This window comes from Brevibacterium yomogidense (genome assembly GCF_900163715.1).
Lineage (GTDB): Bacteria > Actinomycetota > Actinomycetes > Actinomycetales > Brevibacteriaceae > Brevibacterium > Brevibacterium yomogidense_A.
Genome location: NZ_FWFF01000017.1, coordinates 65449 through 81365, shown reverse-complemented (window position 1 = coordinate 81365; position 15917 = coordinate 65449). Strand labels below are relative to the sequence as shown.

The 15917-nt window shown below is 70.8% G+C and carries 12 protein-coding genes; 7 read left to right on the top strand and 5 right to left on the bottom strand.

Features of this window, described 5'->3' with window-relative positions; all coding sequences use genetic code 11:
• Positions 1–141: 141 nt before the first annotated feature.
• Positions 142–1530, bottom strand: a complete 1389-nt coding sequence (locus FM105_RS09285) for an FAD-dependent oxidoreductase (RefSeq protein WP_087007564.1) — start codon at positions 1528–1530, stop codon at positions 142–144.
• A gap of 156 nt (positions 1531–1686) precedes the next feature.
• Between FM105_RS09285 and rarD the strand changes: the two genes are divergently transcribed.
• The gene (gene rarD / locus FM105_RS09280; protein WP_087007562.1) at positions 1687–2613 is read left to right on the top strand and encodes an EamA family transporter RarD; all 927 of its coding nucleotides are present in this window, start codon (positions 1687–1689) and stop codon (positions 2611–2613) included.
• A 43-nt stretch (positions 2614–2656) separates the two neighbouring features.
• Here the strand turns inward: rarD and FM105_RS09275 are convergent, their stop codons facing one another.
• The 3 genes from FM105_RS09275 to FM105_RS09265 all read right to left on the bottom strand — a co-directional run bounded on the left by FM105_RS09275 (position 2657) and on the right by FM105_RS09265 (position 5889).
• Entirely contained in the window at positions 2657–3688 is a 1032-nt protein-coding gene (locus tag FM105_RS09275; RefSeq protein WP_256970321.1) for a polyprenyl synthetase family protein, read from the bottom strand.
• A gap of 75 nt (positions 3689–3763) precedes the next feature.
• The gene (locus FM105_RS09270; protein WP_256970320.1) at positions 3764–5191 is read right to left on the bottom strand and encodes a geranylgeranyl reductase family protein; all 1428 of its coding nucleotides are present in this window, start codon (positions 5189–5191) and stop codon (positions 3764–3766) included.
• Entirely contained in the window at positions 5188–5889 is a 702-nt protein-coding gene (locus tag FM105_RS09265) for a demethylmenaquinone methyltransferase (RefSeq protein ID WP_087007557.1), read from the bottom strand. Before FM105_RS09265 ends, FM105_RS09270 begins: the two co-directional genes overlap by 4 nt.
• 181 nt (positions 5890–6070) lie before the next feature.
• Between FM105_RS09265 and FM105_RS09260 the strand changes: the two genes are divergently transcribed.
• The 3 genes from FM105_RS09260 (at position 6071) to FM105_RS09250 (ending at position 10094) form a co-directional block, all read left to right on the top strand.
• Positions 6071–7453 carry an isochorismate synthase gene (locus FM105_RS09260; RefSeq protein WP_179207136.1) on the top strand — a complete coding sequence of 461 codons (1383 nt, stop codon included), beginning with the start codon at positions 6071–6073 and terminating at the stop codon, positions 7451–7453.
• A 260-nt stretch (positions 7454–7713) separates the two neighbouring features.
• Complete coding sequence (locus tag FM105_RS09255; protein ID WP_087007555.1) at positions 7714–9654, top strand: FAD-dependent monooxygenase; 1941 nt, start codon at positions 7714–7716, stop codon at positions 9652–9654.
• Positions 9651–10094, top strand: a complete 444-nt coding sequence (locus tag FM105_RS09250; RefSeq protein WP_087007553.1) for a MarR family winged helix-turn-helix transcriptional regulator — start codon at positions 9651–9653, stop codon at positions 10092–10094. The genes FM105_RS09255 and FM105_RS09250 overlap by 4 nt, the downstream gene beginning before the upstream one ends.
• Before the next feature lie 25 nt (positions 10095–10119).
• On the opposite strand, the gene FM105_RS09245 is transcribed toward FM105_RS09250, so the two are convergent.
• Entirely contained in the window at positions 10120–12132 is a 2013-nt protein-coding gene (locus tag FM105_RS09245; protein WP_256970319.1) for a thiamine pyrophosphate-binding protein, read from the bottom strand.
• Positions 12133–12321: 189 nt separating this feature from the next.
• On the opposite strand from FM105_RS09245, the gene FM105_RS09240 reads away from it, so the two are divergent.
• The 3 genes from FM105_RS09240 (at position 12322) to FM105_RS09230 (ending at position 15909) form a co-directional block, all read left to right on the top strand.
• Positions 12322–13881 (top strand): alpha/beta hydrolase, encoded by a 1560-nt coding sequence (locus tag FM105_RS09240; protein ID WP_087007551.1) that lies wholly within the window; start codon positions 12322–12324, stop codon positions 13879–13881.
• Between the two features lie 42 nt (positions 13882–13923).
• Positions 13924–14997, top strand: coding sequence for an LLM class flavin-dependent oxidoreductase (locus FM105_RS09235; RefSeq protein ID WP_087007550.1), 1074 nt, complete (start codon positions 13924–13926; stop codon positions 14995–14997).
• Positions 14998–15162: 165 nt separating this feature from the next.
• On the top strand, positions 15163–15909 hold the full coding sequence (locus FM105_RS09230; RefSeq protein ID WP_087007548.1) for a hypothetical protein: 747 nt from the start codon (positions 15163–15165) through the stop codon (positions 15907–15909).
• Positions 15910–15917: the final 8 nt, after the last annotated feature.

The following is a 15917-nucleotide window of genomic DNA, read 5'->3' as shown; positions in this document are numbered from 1 at the left end:
CGTCACACGCACAGAAGCGGCGGTCGCACCCGATGGGTGCGGCCGCCGCTTCTGTGCTGTGCAGTGCTCCTGTGCTGTGCTCCAGTGCAGTGCTCCTACGGAGTGCTTCTACGCGGTGCTCCTGCGCGCTGGAGGGGAGGCTCAGGCCTGCCGGCGCGAGTGCTCGAGCATCCCGACACGCGTGGGGATCTTGACGCGCTCACGGCCCTGCGGCTCGCCCAGCGCCTTCTCAGCGGTCTCCAGGCGATGGAACCCGTCCCAGTCCGCATAGTCGACTCCGCGCGCGTCCAGGAGCGCTGTGATGGCGTCCTCCGACGGTTCCTCAGGCTGCGGCAGCCGGCCGGCCTCGCGATCCTCGATGAGGTGGGTGATCGTCTGGAGCGCATCGCCCTTCGTGTGGCCGATGAGTCCGACGGGCCCGCGCTTGATCCATCCGGTCGCGTAGAGGCCGTCGATCACGGGAGTCTCTGCTGCGGTCGCCTGCGAGGTGCCCTCGTGGACTCGCCCCTCGACGTTCGTGATGACGCCCTTGTCGGCGTCGAACGGGATGTCCGTCAGCGGCGAGCCGAAGTAGCCCACAGCACGGTAGACGGCATCGAGGTCCCAGTCGTGCAGCGTGCCGGTGCCGACGACCCCGCCGTTCCCGTCCAGCTGCTGGCGCTCCGTCCGCAGGCCCGTCACGCCTGTCTCCTCGTCGCCCAGGACCTCGACGGGCGCATGGAGGAAGTGGAGGTGCAGACGCCGAGGCGCGCCCGTCGGCTCGCGCAGGGTGAAGTCCGTGAGCGTCTTCGTGACCTGCTTCGTCTGGTTGTTGCTGTGGATCGCGGCCATCGAGGCCTCGTCGAACTCGTAGTCCTCCGGGTACACGACGATGTCCACGTCCTTGACGAGGCCCAGCTCCCGCAGCTCCAGCGGGGTGAACTTCGTCTGCGCGGGCCCGCGGCGACCGAACACATGCACGTCCGTGACCCTGGAGTCCTTCAGGCCCTGATAGACGTGATCCGGGATCTCAGTGCTCAGCATGTCGTCGGCCTGCTTCGCGAGCACGCGGGCGACGTCCAGGGCGACGTTCCCATTGCCGATGACTCCGACGCGCTCCGCGTCGAGCGGCCACTCCTGAGACACGTCCGGATGCGCGTCGTACCAGTTGACGAAGTCCGCGGCGCCGTACGAGCGCGGCAGATCCACACCGGGGAGGTCCAGCCGGGCGTCGTCGAACGAGCCGGTCGAGAAGATCACCGCGTCGTAGTGCCGGCGCAGGTCCTCGAGCGTGAGGTCGGTCCCGAAGTCGACGTTGCCGATGAGCCGCACGTCGCCGCGGTCCAGCACCTTGATGAGGGCCTTCTGGATGCCCTTGATCCGCGGGTGGTCCGGAGCCACGCCGTAGCGGACGAGGCCGAACGGGACGGGCAGCCGCTCGAAGAGATCGATGCTGAGCTCGAAGTCGCGTTCGGCCTTGGTGAGCAGGTCCGCCGCATAGATTCCGGCCGGTCCCGCTCCTACGATCGCAACACGAAGAGCTCGACTCACTGTTCACACACCTTTCGCGGGTGGAGGCGTCTGCGACCACCACGACTGACGAGTACCGACCGTCCATCTTAGTGCTACCTCACCTGCCCCCACCGCGACCCTGCTCACACATACGGCACTTGTTCGGGAACTCACAGGCATCACTAGAGTGGGGACGTGACGCAGACCCCCGAACCCTCCGGCCTGCCCGCAGATGAGACGGCCAGGCGCCGTGCAGGACTGGTCAACGGAACGACCGCCTACCTCCTCTGGGGCTTCCTCCCCCTCTACTTCGACTCGCTGGCCCCCGCGGGCAGCCTCGAGATCCTCTCCCACAGGATCGTCTGGTGCCTGCTCTTCTGCGCGCTCCTCCTCGCACTGACCCGGGGGTATCCGCTCGTGTGGCGGATCCTCCGGAGCCCGCGGACCACTGTCACGCTCCTCGCCGCGAGCGTGCTCATCGCGATCAACTGGCTGGGGTTCCTGCTGGGGGTGGAGCTGGGACGCGTCGTCGAGGTCTCGCTGGGCTACTACATCAACCCGCTCATCACGATCCTGCTGGGCGTCGTCTTCCTGCGGGAGAGGCTGCGTCCCCTGCAGTGGACGGCGGTCGGGGTCGCGGCCGTCGCGGTCCTGGTCATCTCGATCGGATACGGCTCCGTCCCCTGGCTGGGCCTGCTGGTCGCCTTCACCTTCGCGGGCTACGGGCTGCTGAAGAACAGGGTCGGCGCCACCGTCGGCGCGCTGGGCGGGCTGACGGTCGAGACGCTGATCCTGACGGTCCCGGCCGCAGCCTTCATCGGCTGGACCCTGGCGGCGGACACGGACACCTTCACGACCCAGGGCTCCTGGCACTTCGTCTTCATGCTGCTGCTGGGTCCGGCGACCGCCCTGCCCCTGCTGCTGTTCAGCGCCGCGGCGCGACGGATCCCGCTGAGCTGGGTGGGCATGCTGCAGTTCATCACCCCGTCGATGCAGTTCGTGACGGGCGTCTGGCTGCTGGGCGAAGAGATGTCACCGGCCCGCTGGGCGGGCTTCGCGATCATCTGGGTCGCGTGCGCACTCTTCATCACCGACATGGTGCGCACCTCACGCAGGCGCTGATCGACTCGACAGTGCTGGCGACAGTCCTGACGCCGGCCCGTCGTCAGGAGGTGCGTTCGACGACCTGCCGGGCGAACGCCTCGAAGCCATCGCGCACGTCGCCGGCAGGCAGCACCGCGAGCGCGGTGATCGCGTCCTCCGACCAGCGGCGGGCCTCGGCCCTCGCCTGGTCCGTGACCGGGTGTGCCGCGAGCGCGGAGCGCGCGGCCTCCAGAGCCTCGTCAGAGGTGAGATCCGCGTCCAGCAGGGCGACGACCTCGGCGGCGGATGCATCTCCAGCGGCAGCCGCACGGCGCGCATACAGGACGGGCAGGGTCGGAACGCCCTCGCGCAGGTCCGTCCCCGGAGTCTTGCCGGACGTCTCCGCATCGGAGGTGAGGTCGATGATGTCGTCGGCCAGCTGGAAGGCGACGCCGACCTTCTCGCCGTAGGCCCGGATCGGGTCGACGAGAGCGTCCGATGCGCCGGAGAAGCGGATGCCGAACTCACCGGCCGCCGCGATGAGCGAGCCGGTCTTGTCCGACAGCACGCGGATGTAGTGGTCGATGGGGTCGTCCTCCGGTCGCGGACCGGTGAACTCCGAGAGCTGTCCCAGGACCAGCCGCTCGAACGTCGTCGCCTGCAGGCGGACCGCGTCGGGACCCAGGCCGGCCGACAGCAGCGAGGCGCGGGCGAAGAGGAGGTCGCCGGTGAGGATGGCGACGGAGTTGCCCCACACCTCGTGGGCGCTGGGCGCTCCGCGGCGCACGGGGGCGTCGTCCATGACGTCGTCGTGGTAGAGCGTCGCCAAGTGGATGAGTTCGACGGCGGCGGCCGCATCGAGCACGTCGGACCGCGTCCCGTCGCCCAGTTCGGCGGCGAGGAGGACGAGCAGGGGGCGCACGCGCTTGCCGCCCGCGCGCATCAGATGGTGGGAGGCTTCGTGCGGCAGCCGGTCGGACTGCGCGGCGGCCTCCGTGAGCCGCGCCTCGACACGCTCGAGGCGGGTCGCCAGGTCCATCGCCAGCGCGGAATCGGCCGCGGCGAACGGCCCAGCCGGCGGACGGGACAGGGTGCCCGCAGTATCGGGAGTCATCGGCTCGTTCATCTTCCTCATGGTCTCAGACGTCGCAGTCAGTATCGCACTCACCGGGCTCGGTCGTCCTTCCCCTCAGCTGTTCGTCGTCGCGGGGACGGAGCGGGTGAGTGCGGTGATGACACGATCCATGGAGTCCGCGTCACTCCCCTCGCTGTGGATGTTGCCCATCAGCCTCACCGCGAAGGCCATGAGCGCGTCGACTCCCATACCGTACTTGATCCCGAGGCTCATGAGCCCGGGCCGGCCGATGAGGTCCGCGAAGACCCGTCCCAGGGTGAAGTACCCGCCGAACCGATCGCGGACGATCTCAGGGTACTCCTGCATCGCGACGCGCCTGCGGTGCTGAGGCATCCGGTGGTGGGTGACGATCACGTCCGCGGCGATCCGCGCGCTCTCCAGCGCGTAGTCGATCCCCTCCCCGTTGAAGGGGCTCACCATGCCGGCGGAGTCCCCCACGAGCATGAGGCCGTCGCGGAAGTGCGGCGTGCGGTTGAACGCCATGGGCAGCGCTGCGGAGCGGACCCGCTCCAGCTGCGTGGATTCGTCGATCGACCATTCGTGGCCCATCGCCGCGAGCCACTCATCGAGCACGGTGCGGTAGTTGACGGTGCCGAAGTGCGGGGAGGTGTCGAGGATCCCGAGTCCCACGTTCACGGTGCCGTCGCCCAGCGGGAACAGCCACCCGTACCCGGGCATGGGGTCGCCGCCGGATTCGCGCAGCTCCAACCAGCTCTCGAGGTAGCCGTCATCGTGGCGCGGCGAGGAGTGGTACGTGCGGACGGCCACCCCCATCGGGCGGTCATCGCGCTTCTCGACGCCGTGGGCGACGGAGACGCGTGAGGAGACGCCGTCGCAGGCGACGACGAGCGGTGCGCGGAAGTACGCCTCCGGACCGACCTTCCGACCGCGCTGATCCGTGCCGGTCGCGCGGACCCCGGTGAGCCAGCCGTCGGACCCGATGACCGGCTCCGTCGCCGCCACCTGCTCGTAGAGCCGTGCGCCCTGACGCTGCGCGTGGCGCGCCAGGGTCTCGTCGAGGCCCATGCGCGTCTTCGTGAGGCCGTAGTCGGGGAAGCCCCCGCCGCCGGGCCAGTCGATCTCCATGCGGTGCCCGCCGCCGATCAGCCGCAGACCGCGGTTGCGATGCCATCCGTCCTCCGGGCGCGTGTCCACGCCCAGGTGCCCCAGTTCACGGACGGCCCGCGGGGTGAGCGCGTCACCGCAGATCTTGTCGCGCGGGAACGACGACTTCTCGAGCACCGCGACGTCGAGGCCCGCGCGGGCGAGGTGCGCGGCGGTCGCCGCACCTGCGGGACCGGCGCCCACGACGACGACGTCCGCGTCGATCACCCGGGCATCGAGGGGATGGGAGTCGAGGGGATCGGGGTCCTGCGGCTGGGAGTCCTGCGGCTGGGGGTCCTGAGGCTGGGAGTCCTGAGGCTGGGAGTCGACGGGCCGAGTGTCCTGCATCGTCGTGCGGGGGTCCTGCGCTGCGCTCACGCGTCCGCCGGGCGGATGGCGCGATGGATGGCGACGATCCCCCCGGAGAGGTTGCGGTACTGGACGCGGTCGAACCCGGCATCCGCGATGACGCGGGCGAGACCGTCCTGGCCCGGCCACGCCCGGATCGATTCCGCGAGGTATTCGTACGATGCGGGGTTCGAGCTGATGAGCCGCGCGACCGGCGGGAACGCACGCATGAGGTATTCGCGGTAGACGGTGTCGAAGGGACCGAACACCGGCCGCGAGAACTCACAGATGACGAGGCGGCCGCCGGGCTTCAGCACGCGCTGCATCTGGGCGAGCGCACGCGTGGGATCGTTCACGTTCCGGAACCCGAAGCTGATGGTGACGACGTCGAACTCCCCGTCGGCGAAGGGCAGGTCCAGCGCATCCGCGTACATGAAGCGGATCCCGGGGTTCCGTGCGCGCCCCACGTCGAGCATCCCCTCGGAGATGTCGCCGGCGATGACGTCCGCGCCCGCCTGGGCGAAGGGGACGGAGCTCGTCCCGGTCCCGGCGGCCAGGTCGAGCACCTTCTCACCGGGCTGCGCATCGACGGCCTCGGCGACGATGCGGCGCCAGCGGCGGGTCTGCCCCAGCGAGAGCACGTCGTTCATGAGGTCGTACCGATCTGCAACGTCGTCGAACATCGACGCGACGTCGCCGGGATCCTTGTCGAGCTGGGCGCGATTCATGCACACCAGTCTCCCCCACCCGTGAGCCGGGTGCGAATCCGTCGAGCGCCCTGTCCCTGTGGAGCGCTGCTTCAGCCTCGTGCGGCTTCAGCCTCGCGACTCCGGTCCCTCGCAGCTCCGGTCCCTCCCAGCTCCGGTCCCTCCCAGCTCCGATCTCCCGCGGCTTCAGTATCGTGGGACCGTGCCCCATACCTCCGCTCCGTCCGCTTCCACGCCCCGGCTGACCGTCCGGTCATGGTTCGTCGACGGCCTCACGCCCGATGCGCCCCCGCCGTTCGCCGGGAACATCCCCACCAGCTCCCTGGACTTCCTGACGCAGCTGCCGACCTCCGGGTTCGCGTGCTGGGTGCGCGGACGATCCGGGCTCGTGGGGATCGGACGACGGCTGCGTCTGCGCGCCCGCGGGGAGGACCGGTTCCACGACCTCGCACGGCAGTGGGATGAGCTGGTCGCAGCCGCGGAGGTCGACGATCGCGTGGCCCTCATGGGATCCGGCCTCGTGGGCTTCTCCGCGATCGCGTTCGCCGCGGATTCCGGCGTGGACTCCGTGATCGACGTGCCGGAGTACATCCTCGGCAGACGCGACGGACGCGTCTGGCTCACGCACGTGGGCGGCGACGAGGACCCCACGCAGCCGGCCGCGCAGTCCGATGAGCTCATCGCCGGACTCCAGCTCACGCCCACTCCACTGCGCGACCAGCGGATCGTCTCGCGGGCGCCGGGGCATGTGAGCCCCGAACGCTTCGAGGAGATCGTCGCGCTGGCGGCATCGCGCCTGCGCAGCCCGGAGGCCGGCGAGCGCAAGATCGTCCTCGCCCGGGACGAAGTCATCACCGCCGAGGACGACATCGACGTCCGGACGGTCCTGGGTCGGCTCAACGCCGAGTTCCCGAGCACCTGGACGTTCCTCGTCGCGGGGCTGGTGGGCGCGACCCCGGAGCTGCTCATCGGAGTCGAGGACGGCGCGGTCCACTCGCGGGTGCTCGCCGGGACGTACCGGGTCCAGGACGATCCGGAGAAGGAGGTCGCCCGTGCGCGTGCGCACCTGGGAGGCCGCAAGGACTCCGTCGAGCACTCGTACGCGATCGATTCTCTCGCGAGCACGCTTGGGCCGGTGACGGAGGAGCTCCATGTGGATCCGGAGCCGCATCTCCTGCAGCTCGCGAACGTGATCCACCTGGCCTCCGACGCGCACGGCCGGCTGTCGACCCGCGCGGACGGATCACGGATCAGCCCGTTCGAGGTCGCCCACGCCGTGCACCCCACAGCCGCGGTGGGCGGCACCCCCCGTGCACGCGCGATGGACCTCATCAGCCAGTTCGAGGAGATGGACCGGGGCCGCTACGCCGGACCCGTCGGCTGGGTCGACGGCTACGGGAACGGGCAGTTCGGCATCGCTCTGCGGTGCGGTCAGCTCGAGGAGCGCAATCGGATCCGTCTGTTCGCCGGCGCCGGCATCATGCCGGATTCCGAGCCCGAATCCGAGCGCCGCGAGACGGACGCGAAGTTCGCACCCATGCGGAGCGCGCTGGGCGTCGACTGGAGCCCGGACACCTCGCACTGAGCTCCCCCGCAGTCCTGTGCCCGAGGCAGCTGTCCGGGGGCCGCGCTGTCCGTCCCGGGCCCGAGGTCGCTGTCCTGACTCGAGGGCACTGCCCCGAGCCCGAGGTCGCCGTCCCCCGTCCGAGGTCGGCCACCTTGAAACCGTTGGGGTACGAACGTTATGCTCGCCGAGACCACCACCACCCCGTCGTGATCCGCACCGCGGATCGTGATCCGCCCCGGAGCACACCGGCGGGAGAACGCAGGACCGAAGAAGCTCCGATGCAGTACTACCGCGATGGCTACCACTCCGGTGACCCCGCAGTCGCCCCCGCGGTGCAGGACCCCGACGACACGGTCGCCGGAGCGTCCGAGGACGTCGACGTCCTCATCGTGGGCACCGGCCCCGCCGGACTGGTCCTCGCGGCGCAGCTGGCGCGGCACCCCGGCATCCGCACGCGCGTCGTCGAACGGCGGGAAGGACCGCTCACCCTGGGCCAGGCCGACGGCGTGGCATGCCGCTCCGTCGAGATGTTCCAGGCCTTCGGGTTCGCCCATTCCCTCCTCGAGGAGGCCTACTGGGTCAACGAGACGACGTTCTGGCGCCCGGATGCCGAACGGCCCGGCACCATCATGCACACCAGCCGGACCCGCGATGTCGAGGACGGGCTGAGCGAGATGCCCCACCTCATCATGAATCAGGCGCGCATCCACGACCACCTCCTCACCGCCGCGCACAACGCACCCGCACGCCTCGAGCCGGACTACGGCACGGCCTTCACGGGCCTGGAGCACACGGATCATCCGACCCACCCGGTCAGCGTCACCCTCGAGGACATGGAGACCGGCGCGGAATCGATGGTGCGCGCACGGTTCGTCGTCGGCTGCGACGGCGCACGGTCCGGCGTGCGCGCAGCGATCGGCAGGACGCTCGCGGGTGATCGGGCGAACCACGCATGGGGCGTCATGGACATCCTCCTCGACACCGACTTCCCCGACATCCGCTTCAAGAGCGCCATCCAGTCGGAGACCGGCAGCATCCTCCTCATCCCCCGCGAGGGCGGCTACCTGGCCCGCCTCTACGTGGACCTCGGCACGGTGACCGACGAGAACCGCCCGGCGCTGCGCTCCATGAGCGCCGACGAGGTCGTCGAGGTCGCCCGCACGGTCCTCGCGCCCTACACCCTCGAGGTCAAGGAGACGGTGTGGTTCTCCGTCTACGAGGTCGCGCAGCGGATCGCGGACGGCTTCGACGACGTGGCCGACCGCGACGTGCGTGCCGGCGACGATGACGCGTCGCTGCCCCGCGTCTTCATCGCCGGGGATGCGTGCCACACGCACTCCGCGAAGGCGGGCCAGGGCATGAACGTGTCGATGCAGGACGCCTTCAACCTGGGGTGGAAGCTCGCGGCGGTGCTGGAGGGCCGGTCCGACCACGCGCTCCTGCACACGTACGACGCGGAGCGGCGCCCGGTCGCCCAGGAGCTCATCGACTTCGACAAGGAGTGGTCCGCGATGATGGCGGCGGCTCCTGCGGACCCGGATCATCCGGAGCGCGGGGGCGTCACGGCGGCGGAGCTCAGCGACTACTTCGTCCAGCACGGCCGGTACACCGCCGGCGTCGCGACCTCCTACCCCGCACGGTCCACGCATCTCACGGGCGGAGAGGAGCACCAGCACGTCGCCGCGGGCTTCCCGGTGGGCTTCCGGTTCCATTCCGCGCCCGTGCACCGGGCCGCAGATGCCAAGGAGATGCAGCTCGGCCATGCGGCGACCGCAGACGGACGCTGGCGCGTCTACGCGTTCGCCGACGCCGGCGAGCAGCGGTTCGACGCGTTCGTCGACTGGCTCGGCGAGGACCCCGGCTCCCCCGTCAACCGGCATCGCCTGCCCGGCGAGGACCTGGACGCGCGCATCGATGTGAGAGCCGTGCTCCAGCGACCCCACACGGAGATCGCACTGCCCGCACTGCCGGAGGTGCTCCGCCCCTCGAGCGGGGCACTGGGCCTCACCGACTTGGAGAAGGTCTTCTCCTCCTGCACGCATTCCGGCACGGACATCTATGCGGAGCGCGGGATCGACCCGCAGTCGGGCGCGGTCGTGGTCGTGCGTCCCGACCAGTACGTCGCGTCCGTCCTGCCGCTCGACGCGACCGCCGACCTCGCCGCGCTCTTCGACTCCGTCTTCGACGCCTCGGCGCTACCTGTGCCTGCCGGACGATGACGGCTCTCGTCCCGTCCCCGCAGCACTTCACGGGCCACCTGCTGCGACGCGCACAGCAGGCGCATGTGGCGGCGTGGACGCGGCACGTGTCGACCGGCGTGACGAGCGTCCAGTTCGCGACCCTCTCCGTGCTGGCGCGCGCGCCCGGCATGAGTCAGGCGGGGCTGGGCGGCGAACTGGGTCTGGATCGCGCGACCATCACAGACCTGGTCCGCCGGATGGAGGCACGAGGACACGTCGTCCGCACCGCCGATCCGGGCGATGCGCGCCGCAAGGTCGTCACCCTCACCCCGTCGGGCCAGGAGACGCTGCACGAGCTCCTGCCGCGAGTCGAGGCACTGGAGCCCATCCTCACGGGCGGGCTCTCTCCGGACGAACGCGCGCAGCTGCGGGTCCTGCTGGAGCGGGTCATCGACCAGGATCCGACGCCGTTGGGCTGAGCGGGCGGAGACGCCCGCACGCAGTTCAGGCCCGAACGCTCGGCAGCCGGATCTCGAAGAGCCCCGGAGCGCCGCTGTCGAGGAACTCGCGGAACCCCGCCGGGGCCGCCGTGCCGCGACCGGGCTCAGTCTGAACCGTCGCCCCTGCCTCGCCGGACTCGCTCTGACCCGTCCGCAGGTCCGCGGTGTACGCGCTCATGCCCAGGGCCCGGGCCGCCTCCGCGAGGCTCGTGCCGTGCGGCGTGCCGAAGAAGCGGTCGAAGCGGGACGCCACGTGCGGCTGCGAGTGCTCGAGGCCCGCGAAGATCGCACCTCCGTCGTCGTGGAGGACGACCGTCTGCAGACGCGGCCGGCGCTCGTGGGTCGGCACGACGAACCCGCCCAGATCGTGCAGGGCCGCGAGGTCGCCGATGAGCAGCCGCACGGGTTCCTCGTGGCCGCCCTGGTCCTCGATCGCGCCGTGGTCCTCAGTGGTGCGCTGGTCCTCAGGGGCACCCTGGTCCTCGAGTCCCAGTGCCACTCCCGAGGCCGTCGCCACCAGCCCGTCGATCCCGGCCAGTCCGCGCGAGGCCACGACGCGGGCAGGATGATGCGGCCGCTGGAGACGCGCGAGGTGCCGGATGGTGTTGGAGCTCGCCGCGACGAGGACGCCGGGCCGTTCCAGCAGTGCGAGCACCGCCGCATCGGTGGGATCCTTCGAGTCGTTCACCGGCCCGGAGGCGAGCGCCGCCCAGTCGGCCCACCACGAACCGGTCCCCGCACCGTCCGCAGCGCCGTCCTCAGCACCGTGCGCAGCAGCGTCCTCAGCAGCGCGCATGGGAGCGTGCTCAGCAGCGCGCGTGCCGAGTTCGGACACCGTGTCCGCGAGCCCATCGGCGTCGTACGGGACGGTGATCCTCTCCAGATCGTCGCGTCCGATCAGCTGTGCGACGGGGCGCGACAGGGTCGGACGGCCGGTCACGATGACGTGGGTGATGCGCGCGCGCACGTCTGCAGATGCCGAACCGCCCAGCAGCTGCGCGTGCGCCGGGAGGGTGCACGGATGCGAGGCGAGCGCCGACGACGGCTCCGCGAAGACGGGGACGCAGAACTCCGCGGCGAGGTCTGCGAGGGTGCGGGTGGCGAAGCCCAGGTCGTCTCCCGCGACGATCACCGGTCGTGACTGCGGGTCCGCGAGCACGTCGCGGATCGTGCTCCACGGTGCGGTACCGCCTGCGGGGCCGGCGTCTCCCGAGGCGACCTCCGCACGAGCACCGGAACCGTCGGCGCCCCCACTCTGGCCGGGTGCGGCTGCGCCCCCGCCCTGGCCGAGTGCAACTGCGCCCCCGCCCTGGCCGAGTGCAACTGCTCCCTCGCCCTGGTCGAATGCAGCAGCTCCGCGCTCCGCGGCCGGGGACACGAGCACCGGCTCGCCCGCCGCATCCGGGTCGGGGACGAGGGGCGCGTCGAACTGCGCATTGAGCTGGACCGGCCCGCCCGGCGACGTGCAGGCGCGGGTGACGGCGGCCTCGGCGGCGGTCGCCCAGGTGAAGTCGGCCCCATCAGCCTCCTCCCCGTCCGCGGGGACGGGGAGGTCCCATGCGGCGACGACCTCGGGCAGCGCCTCGTGCTGGGCGTCGAGCGTCTGATTGGCGCCCGTGCCGCGCAGTCGAGCGGGACGATCGGCGGTCACGAGCACGAGCGGCAGGTGCGCGTGCGCGGCTTCCATGACCGCGGGATGGAGGTTGCCCACGGCGGACCCGGACGTCGTCACGACCGCGACGGGCCGGTGCACCCCTGTGAGTCTGCCGGCCTTCGCTATGCCCAGCGCTGTGAACGCCGCGTCCCGCTCGTCGATGCGGACGTGGAGGCGCAGCGGGCGGGCTTCGCGCGGCGAGGACTCCGTCCACTCCGCAGACTCCGCGCACTCCGCCTCCGCGTCCGCGAACGCGTAGACCAGCGGCGCGGAGCGGGAGCCCGGGGACAGGACGACGTCGCGCACACCGGAGACCAGCAGTGCGCGCACCAGACGGCGGGCGGAGACGGTCGAGGCATTCACCCGGCGATTCTCCCACGACCGCTCACGGCCCTCCGCGCGCTGCCCGCTCCCCAATCCGCGCGCTGCCCGCTTCCCAACCTGACTTGCGCGTTCACCTTCCGGCCATATACTCGCCACCGAACCGCCACCCGCACCCCTGCTAAGGGAGCGGGCGCGCACCCGTGCGCACCACCCCTGCAAGGAGACCCGATGATCCCCGCCGCACTCAAGCTGTCCGTCGGCGCCCGCGCCGTACGGGCGCTCACCGTGCTGCGCCGCCGCACCGGCGCGTTCCCCGGCAGGGATCAGTCGACCGCGTTCCTGGGTCCGGAGCCCACGGGCGAGGCCGCACGGCACTTCCACGTCCGCGACAAGCGGAAGCTCACCTCACGGCTGCGCGAGTTCTTCGTGTTCTCCCCCGCGCTGGGCCGGACCGTCGGTGTGCGCGTGCTCCTGCCGGGACGCCCATCGGAGTCCGCACCGGTCCTGTGGCTGCTCCACGGATCCGGCGATGACTTCCGCAGCTGGACGGACTTCGGAGACGCGGAGGCGCTCACCGCGGACTCTCCCCACCTCGTCGTCATGCCCGACGCCGGCGCCGCCAGCTACAGCCGCCACGCGGTCCACGGCACGCGCGACACCGGTCGGGGCACCCGCGTCGACAGTGACGACGAGGTGCTCGACTGGCCTGCGTTCCACCTCGAGGAGCTCTCCTCCTTCATCGCGGACACGTTCTCCGTGCGACCCGACCGCATCGACTCCGCGATCGCCGGCCTGTCCATGGGCGGATACGGGGCGATGAAGTACGCGGCCCTGCACCCCGACCGGTTCGCGGCGGCCGCAGCCTTCTCCTCCCCACTGGACCCGGCCTCGGCCGTACCGCTGTTCGACATCATCGCCCTGCGCCAGGGCGGGGCGGCGCGATCGCTGTTCGGCGATCCCAAGCACGACCGCGCGGAGTGGGATGCGAACTCCCCCGTCGCGCTCGCCACGAACCTCCGCCACACGGATCTCTGGTTCTCCGCCGGATCGGGCACTCCGGACCCGGACACGGAGGACGCGGTCGACCTGCTGGAGACCGAGGTCGCGGCGCACGGCGCTCGCTTCCACTCCGCGCTGGAGCGCCTCGGCATCCCCCACGTCTGGTGCCCGCGCCCCACCGGAGTCCACAACTGGGCGCTGTGGCGGCGCGAGCTCGCCGAATGGCTCGCCCACATCGACGCGTCCCCGGACGCCGTGGACGATCCGTACGCGGACGGAGCCTCCTTCGACCACGTGACCGGCGAACCGGCCTTCTCCGTCCACGGCTGGACCGTGTCGCTCTCCCGGCGACGCGCTCAGCTCACGCAGTTCCGCGACGTGAGCGGTCAGGGATTCACCCTCACGGGATCCGGCACGTTCCGCGTGCGGACAGCAGACGTCTTCCACCCGGGCGAGAAGTATCGGGTCACTGTCTCCTCGCCGCTCACGGACACCTCCTACACGCTGCGCGCGGACGCGGACGGCCGTTTGGAGATCACCGGTCGGATGGCCGGCGCCATGCACGATCCGATCATCCCGGGCCGCCGCACGCGCCACTTCCGCGAGTTCGGCGCCGACGCGGTCACCCGCGTCGCCATCGCCGCACACGTCTCCGACGGGACGTCGACGGCGCAGATGGGTGGGGCGATGCAGGAGAACACCACCGCCGCCGAGGTCCCCACCAGTCCCGTGGTCCGGGAACAGAACAGAGCTCCCGCTGGTTCACCCCTCGAGAACTTGAAGTTTTAACCGTCGTCGGGTGCTGCACTCCGCCGACAGGAGGAGGACGCCATGACCAGCGCCGCGCATGACACGACACCGGGCACGACGCCCAGCACAGCGAGCCCGGAGCTCGGACTCGACACGTTCGGCGACGTCACCGTCGATGAGAACGGCACGTCCCTGCCGCACCACCAGGTGATCAGGAACATCGTCGACCAGGCAGTGCTCGCGGACTCCGTGGGCGTCGATTTCATCGGGGTGGGCGAGCACCACAGGGACGACTTCGCGGTGTCTGCGCCGGACATCGTCCTGGCCGCGATCGCAGCGCGGACGCAGCGGATCAGGATGGGCTCTGCGGTGACGGTCCTGAGCTCCGATGACCCCATCCGCGTCTTCCAGCGGTTCTCGACGATCGACGCGATCTCCTCCGGCCGCGCCGAGGTCATCCTGGGCCGCGGGTCCTTCACCGAGTCCTTCCCTCTCTTCGGCTTCGACCTGCGGCAGTACGAGGAGCTCTTCGAGGAGAAGCTGGACCTCTTCTCCCACCTGCTGACCGAGGAGCCGGTCACCTGGGAGGGCCGCCATCGGGCCCCGCTGCGCAATCAGCGGGTGTACCCGCCCACGCACGACGGTCTGAAGACGTGGATCGCGGTGGGCGGCAGCCCGGAGTCCGTCATCCGCGCGGCGACGTACCGCATCCCCCTCATGCTCGCCGTGATCGGCGGGCCGGTCGACCGCTTCGCCCCGTTCGCAGACCTCTACCGGCGGGCGAACGACCAGCTCGAGCAGCCGCAGGCCCCGATCGGCGTGCACTCCCCCGGACACATCGCGGAGACGGACGCCGAGGCGCGGGACCACCTGCGCGAGCACTGGATCGCGAACCGCAACCGGATCGGCCGCGAGCGGGGCTGGGGCCCCGCGGGCGAGCGCGAGTTCACCGAAGAGGTCGAGGAGGGCGCGCTCTACGTCGGCTCACCCGACACGGTCGCTGCGAAGATCGCGCACGCCGTGCGCACCCTGGGACTCGACCGCTTCGATCTCAAGTACGCGAACGGCCCGATGCCCCACGAGCAGCTCATGCGCTCGATCGAGCTCTACGGCACGGAGGTCATCCCCCGCGTGCGCGCACTGCTCGCAGACTGAGGCAGCGCCTGCGGCGCCGCTTCCTGCCCCGCCTCCGAACCCGCTCCCGGGCTCCGTGTGCCCGATCTGGCACACGGCCGTGCGTCGACCGTCCGCGTCGCCCCGTACATTTATCCCGTACGAACACAACGGGAAGCGAAGCGTCCCGGATTCCGAGGAGTGGGTATGAAGAAGTCGACAGTGCGTCTGGCAGTCGTGAGTGCGTGTGTGGGAGCGGGGCTCGTGCTCTCAGGCTGCGGCGGCGGATCGGACGAGGCCGCGGGCACCGACACCGCTGCCGAGGAGCAGGGCGGCGCGGAGGAATCGGCTGACGAGGCCGCAGCCGAAGAGGCTCCCGCCGAGGCCGAGCCGGCTAGCGAAGAGGACCTCATCGCCGCGGTCGAGGCCGGTGGGTTCACCGCCGAGGTCGCCGACGCCGAGGCGCTGAGCGGTGCCGCAGGGGCGATGGGCGATATCACGGTGGAGCCCGCGGAGTGCGAGGTCTTCATGAATGCCGCACTCACCGCCGCAGAAGAAGCGGATACGACGGTCGTCACCGGCCTCCCTGCGGAGTCGTCCGCCTCCAGCATCGGAGGCGCGCTCGGCTACCCGTCCGCAGATGACGCTCTGGCAGCAATGGAGACGAACTCCGACTCCCTGGGCACCTGCAGCGACATCACGGTGACGATGCAGGACATGGAGCTCGCGACCTCGACGACGGAGATCGACGCAGAGGTCGAGGGTGCGGACGCGGTCTTCGCGACCGAGGTGGAGATGGACGTCGCGGGACAGTCCATGACGACGACCTCGATCCAGGCACTCAAGGGATCGGCCGTCCTCACTGTCACCGGGACCTCGGGCGCGGGTGTCGACGGTGCCAGCATCGAAGACATGAGCACGACCGCGGCTGACATGGTGGCGGCGCTGCCCTGATCCGGCGC

Coding starts and splice junctions, on each gene's coding strand:
- FM105_RS09235 (WP_087007550.1), top strand. CDS start 13,924: ATGACCAGCGCCGCGCATGACACGACACCGGGCACGACGCCCAGCACA.
- FM105_RS09230 (WP_087007548.1), top strand. CDS start 15,163: ATGAAGAAGTCGACAGTGCGTCTGGCAGTCGTGAGTGCGTGTGTGGGA.
- FM105_RS09255 (WP_087007555.1), top strand. CDS start 7,714: ATGCAGTACTACCGCGATGGCTACCACTCCGGTGACCCCGCAGTCGCC.
- FM105_RS09275 (WP_256970321.1), bottom strand. CDS start 3,688: ATGACTCCCGATACTGCGGGCACCCTGTCCCGTCCGCCGGCTGGGCCG.
- FM105_RS09265 (WP_087007557.1), bottom strand. CDS start 5,889: ATGAATCGCGCCCAGCTCGACAAGGATCCCGGCGACGTCGCGTCGATG.
- FM105_RS09240 (WP_087007551.1), top strand. CDS start 12,322: ATGATCCCCGCCGCACTCAAGCTGTCCGTCGGCGCCCGCGCCGTACGG.
- FM105_RS09250 (WP_087007553.1), top strand. CDS start 9,651: ATGACGGCTCTCGTCCCGTCCCCGCAGCACTTCACGGGCCACCTGCTG.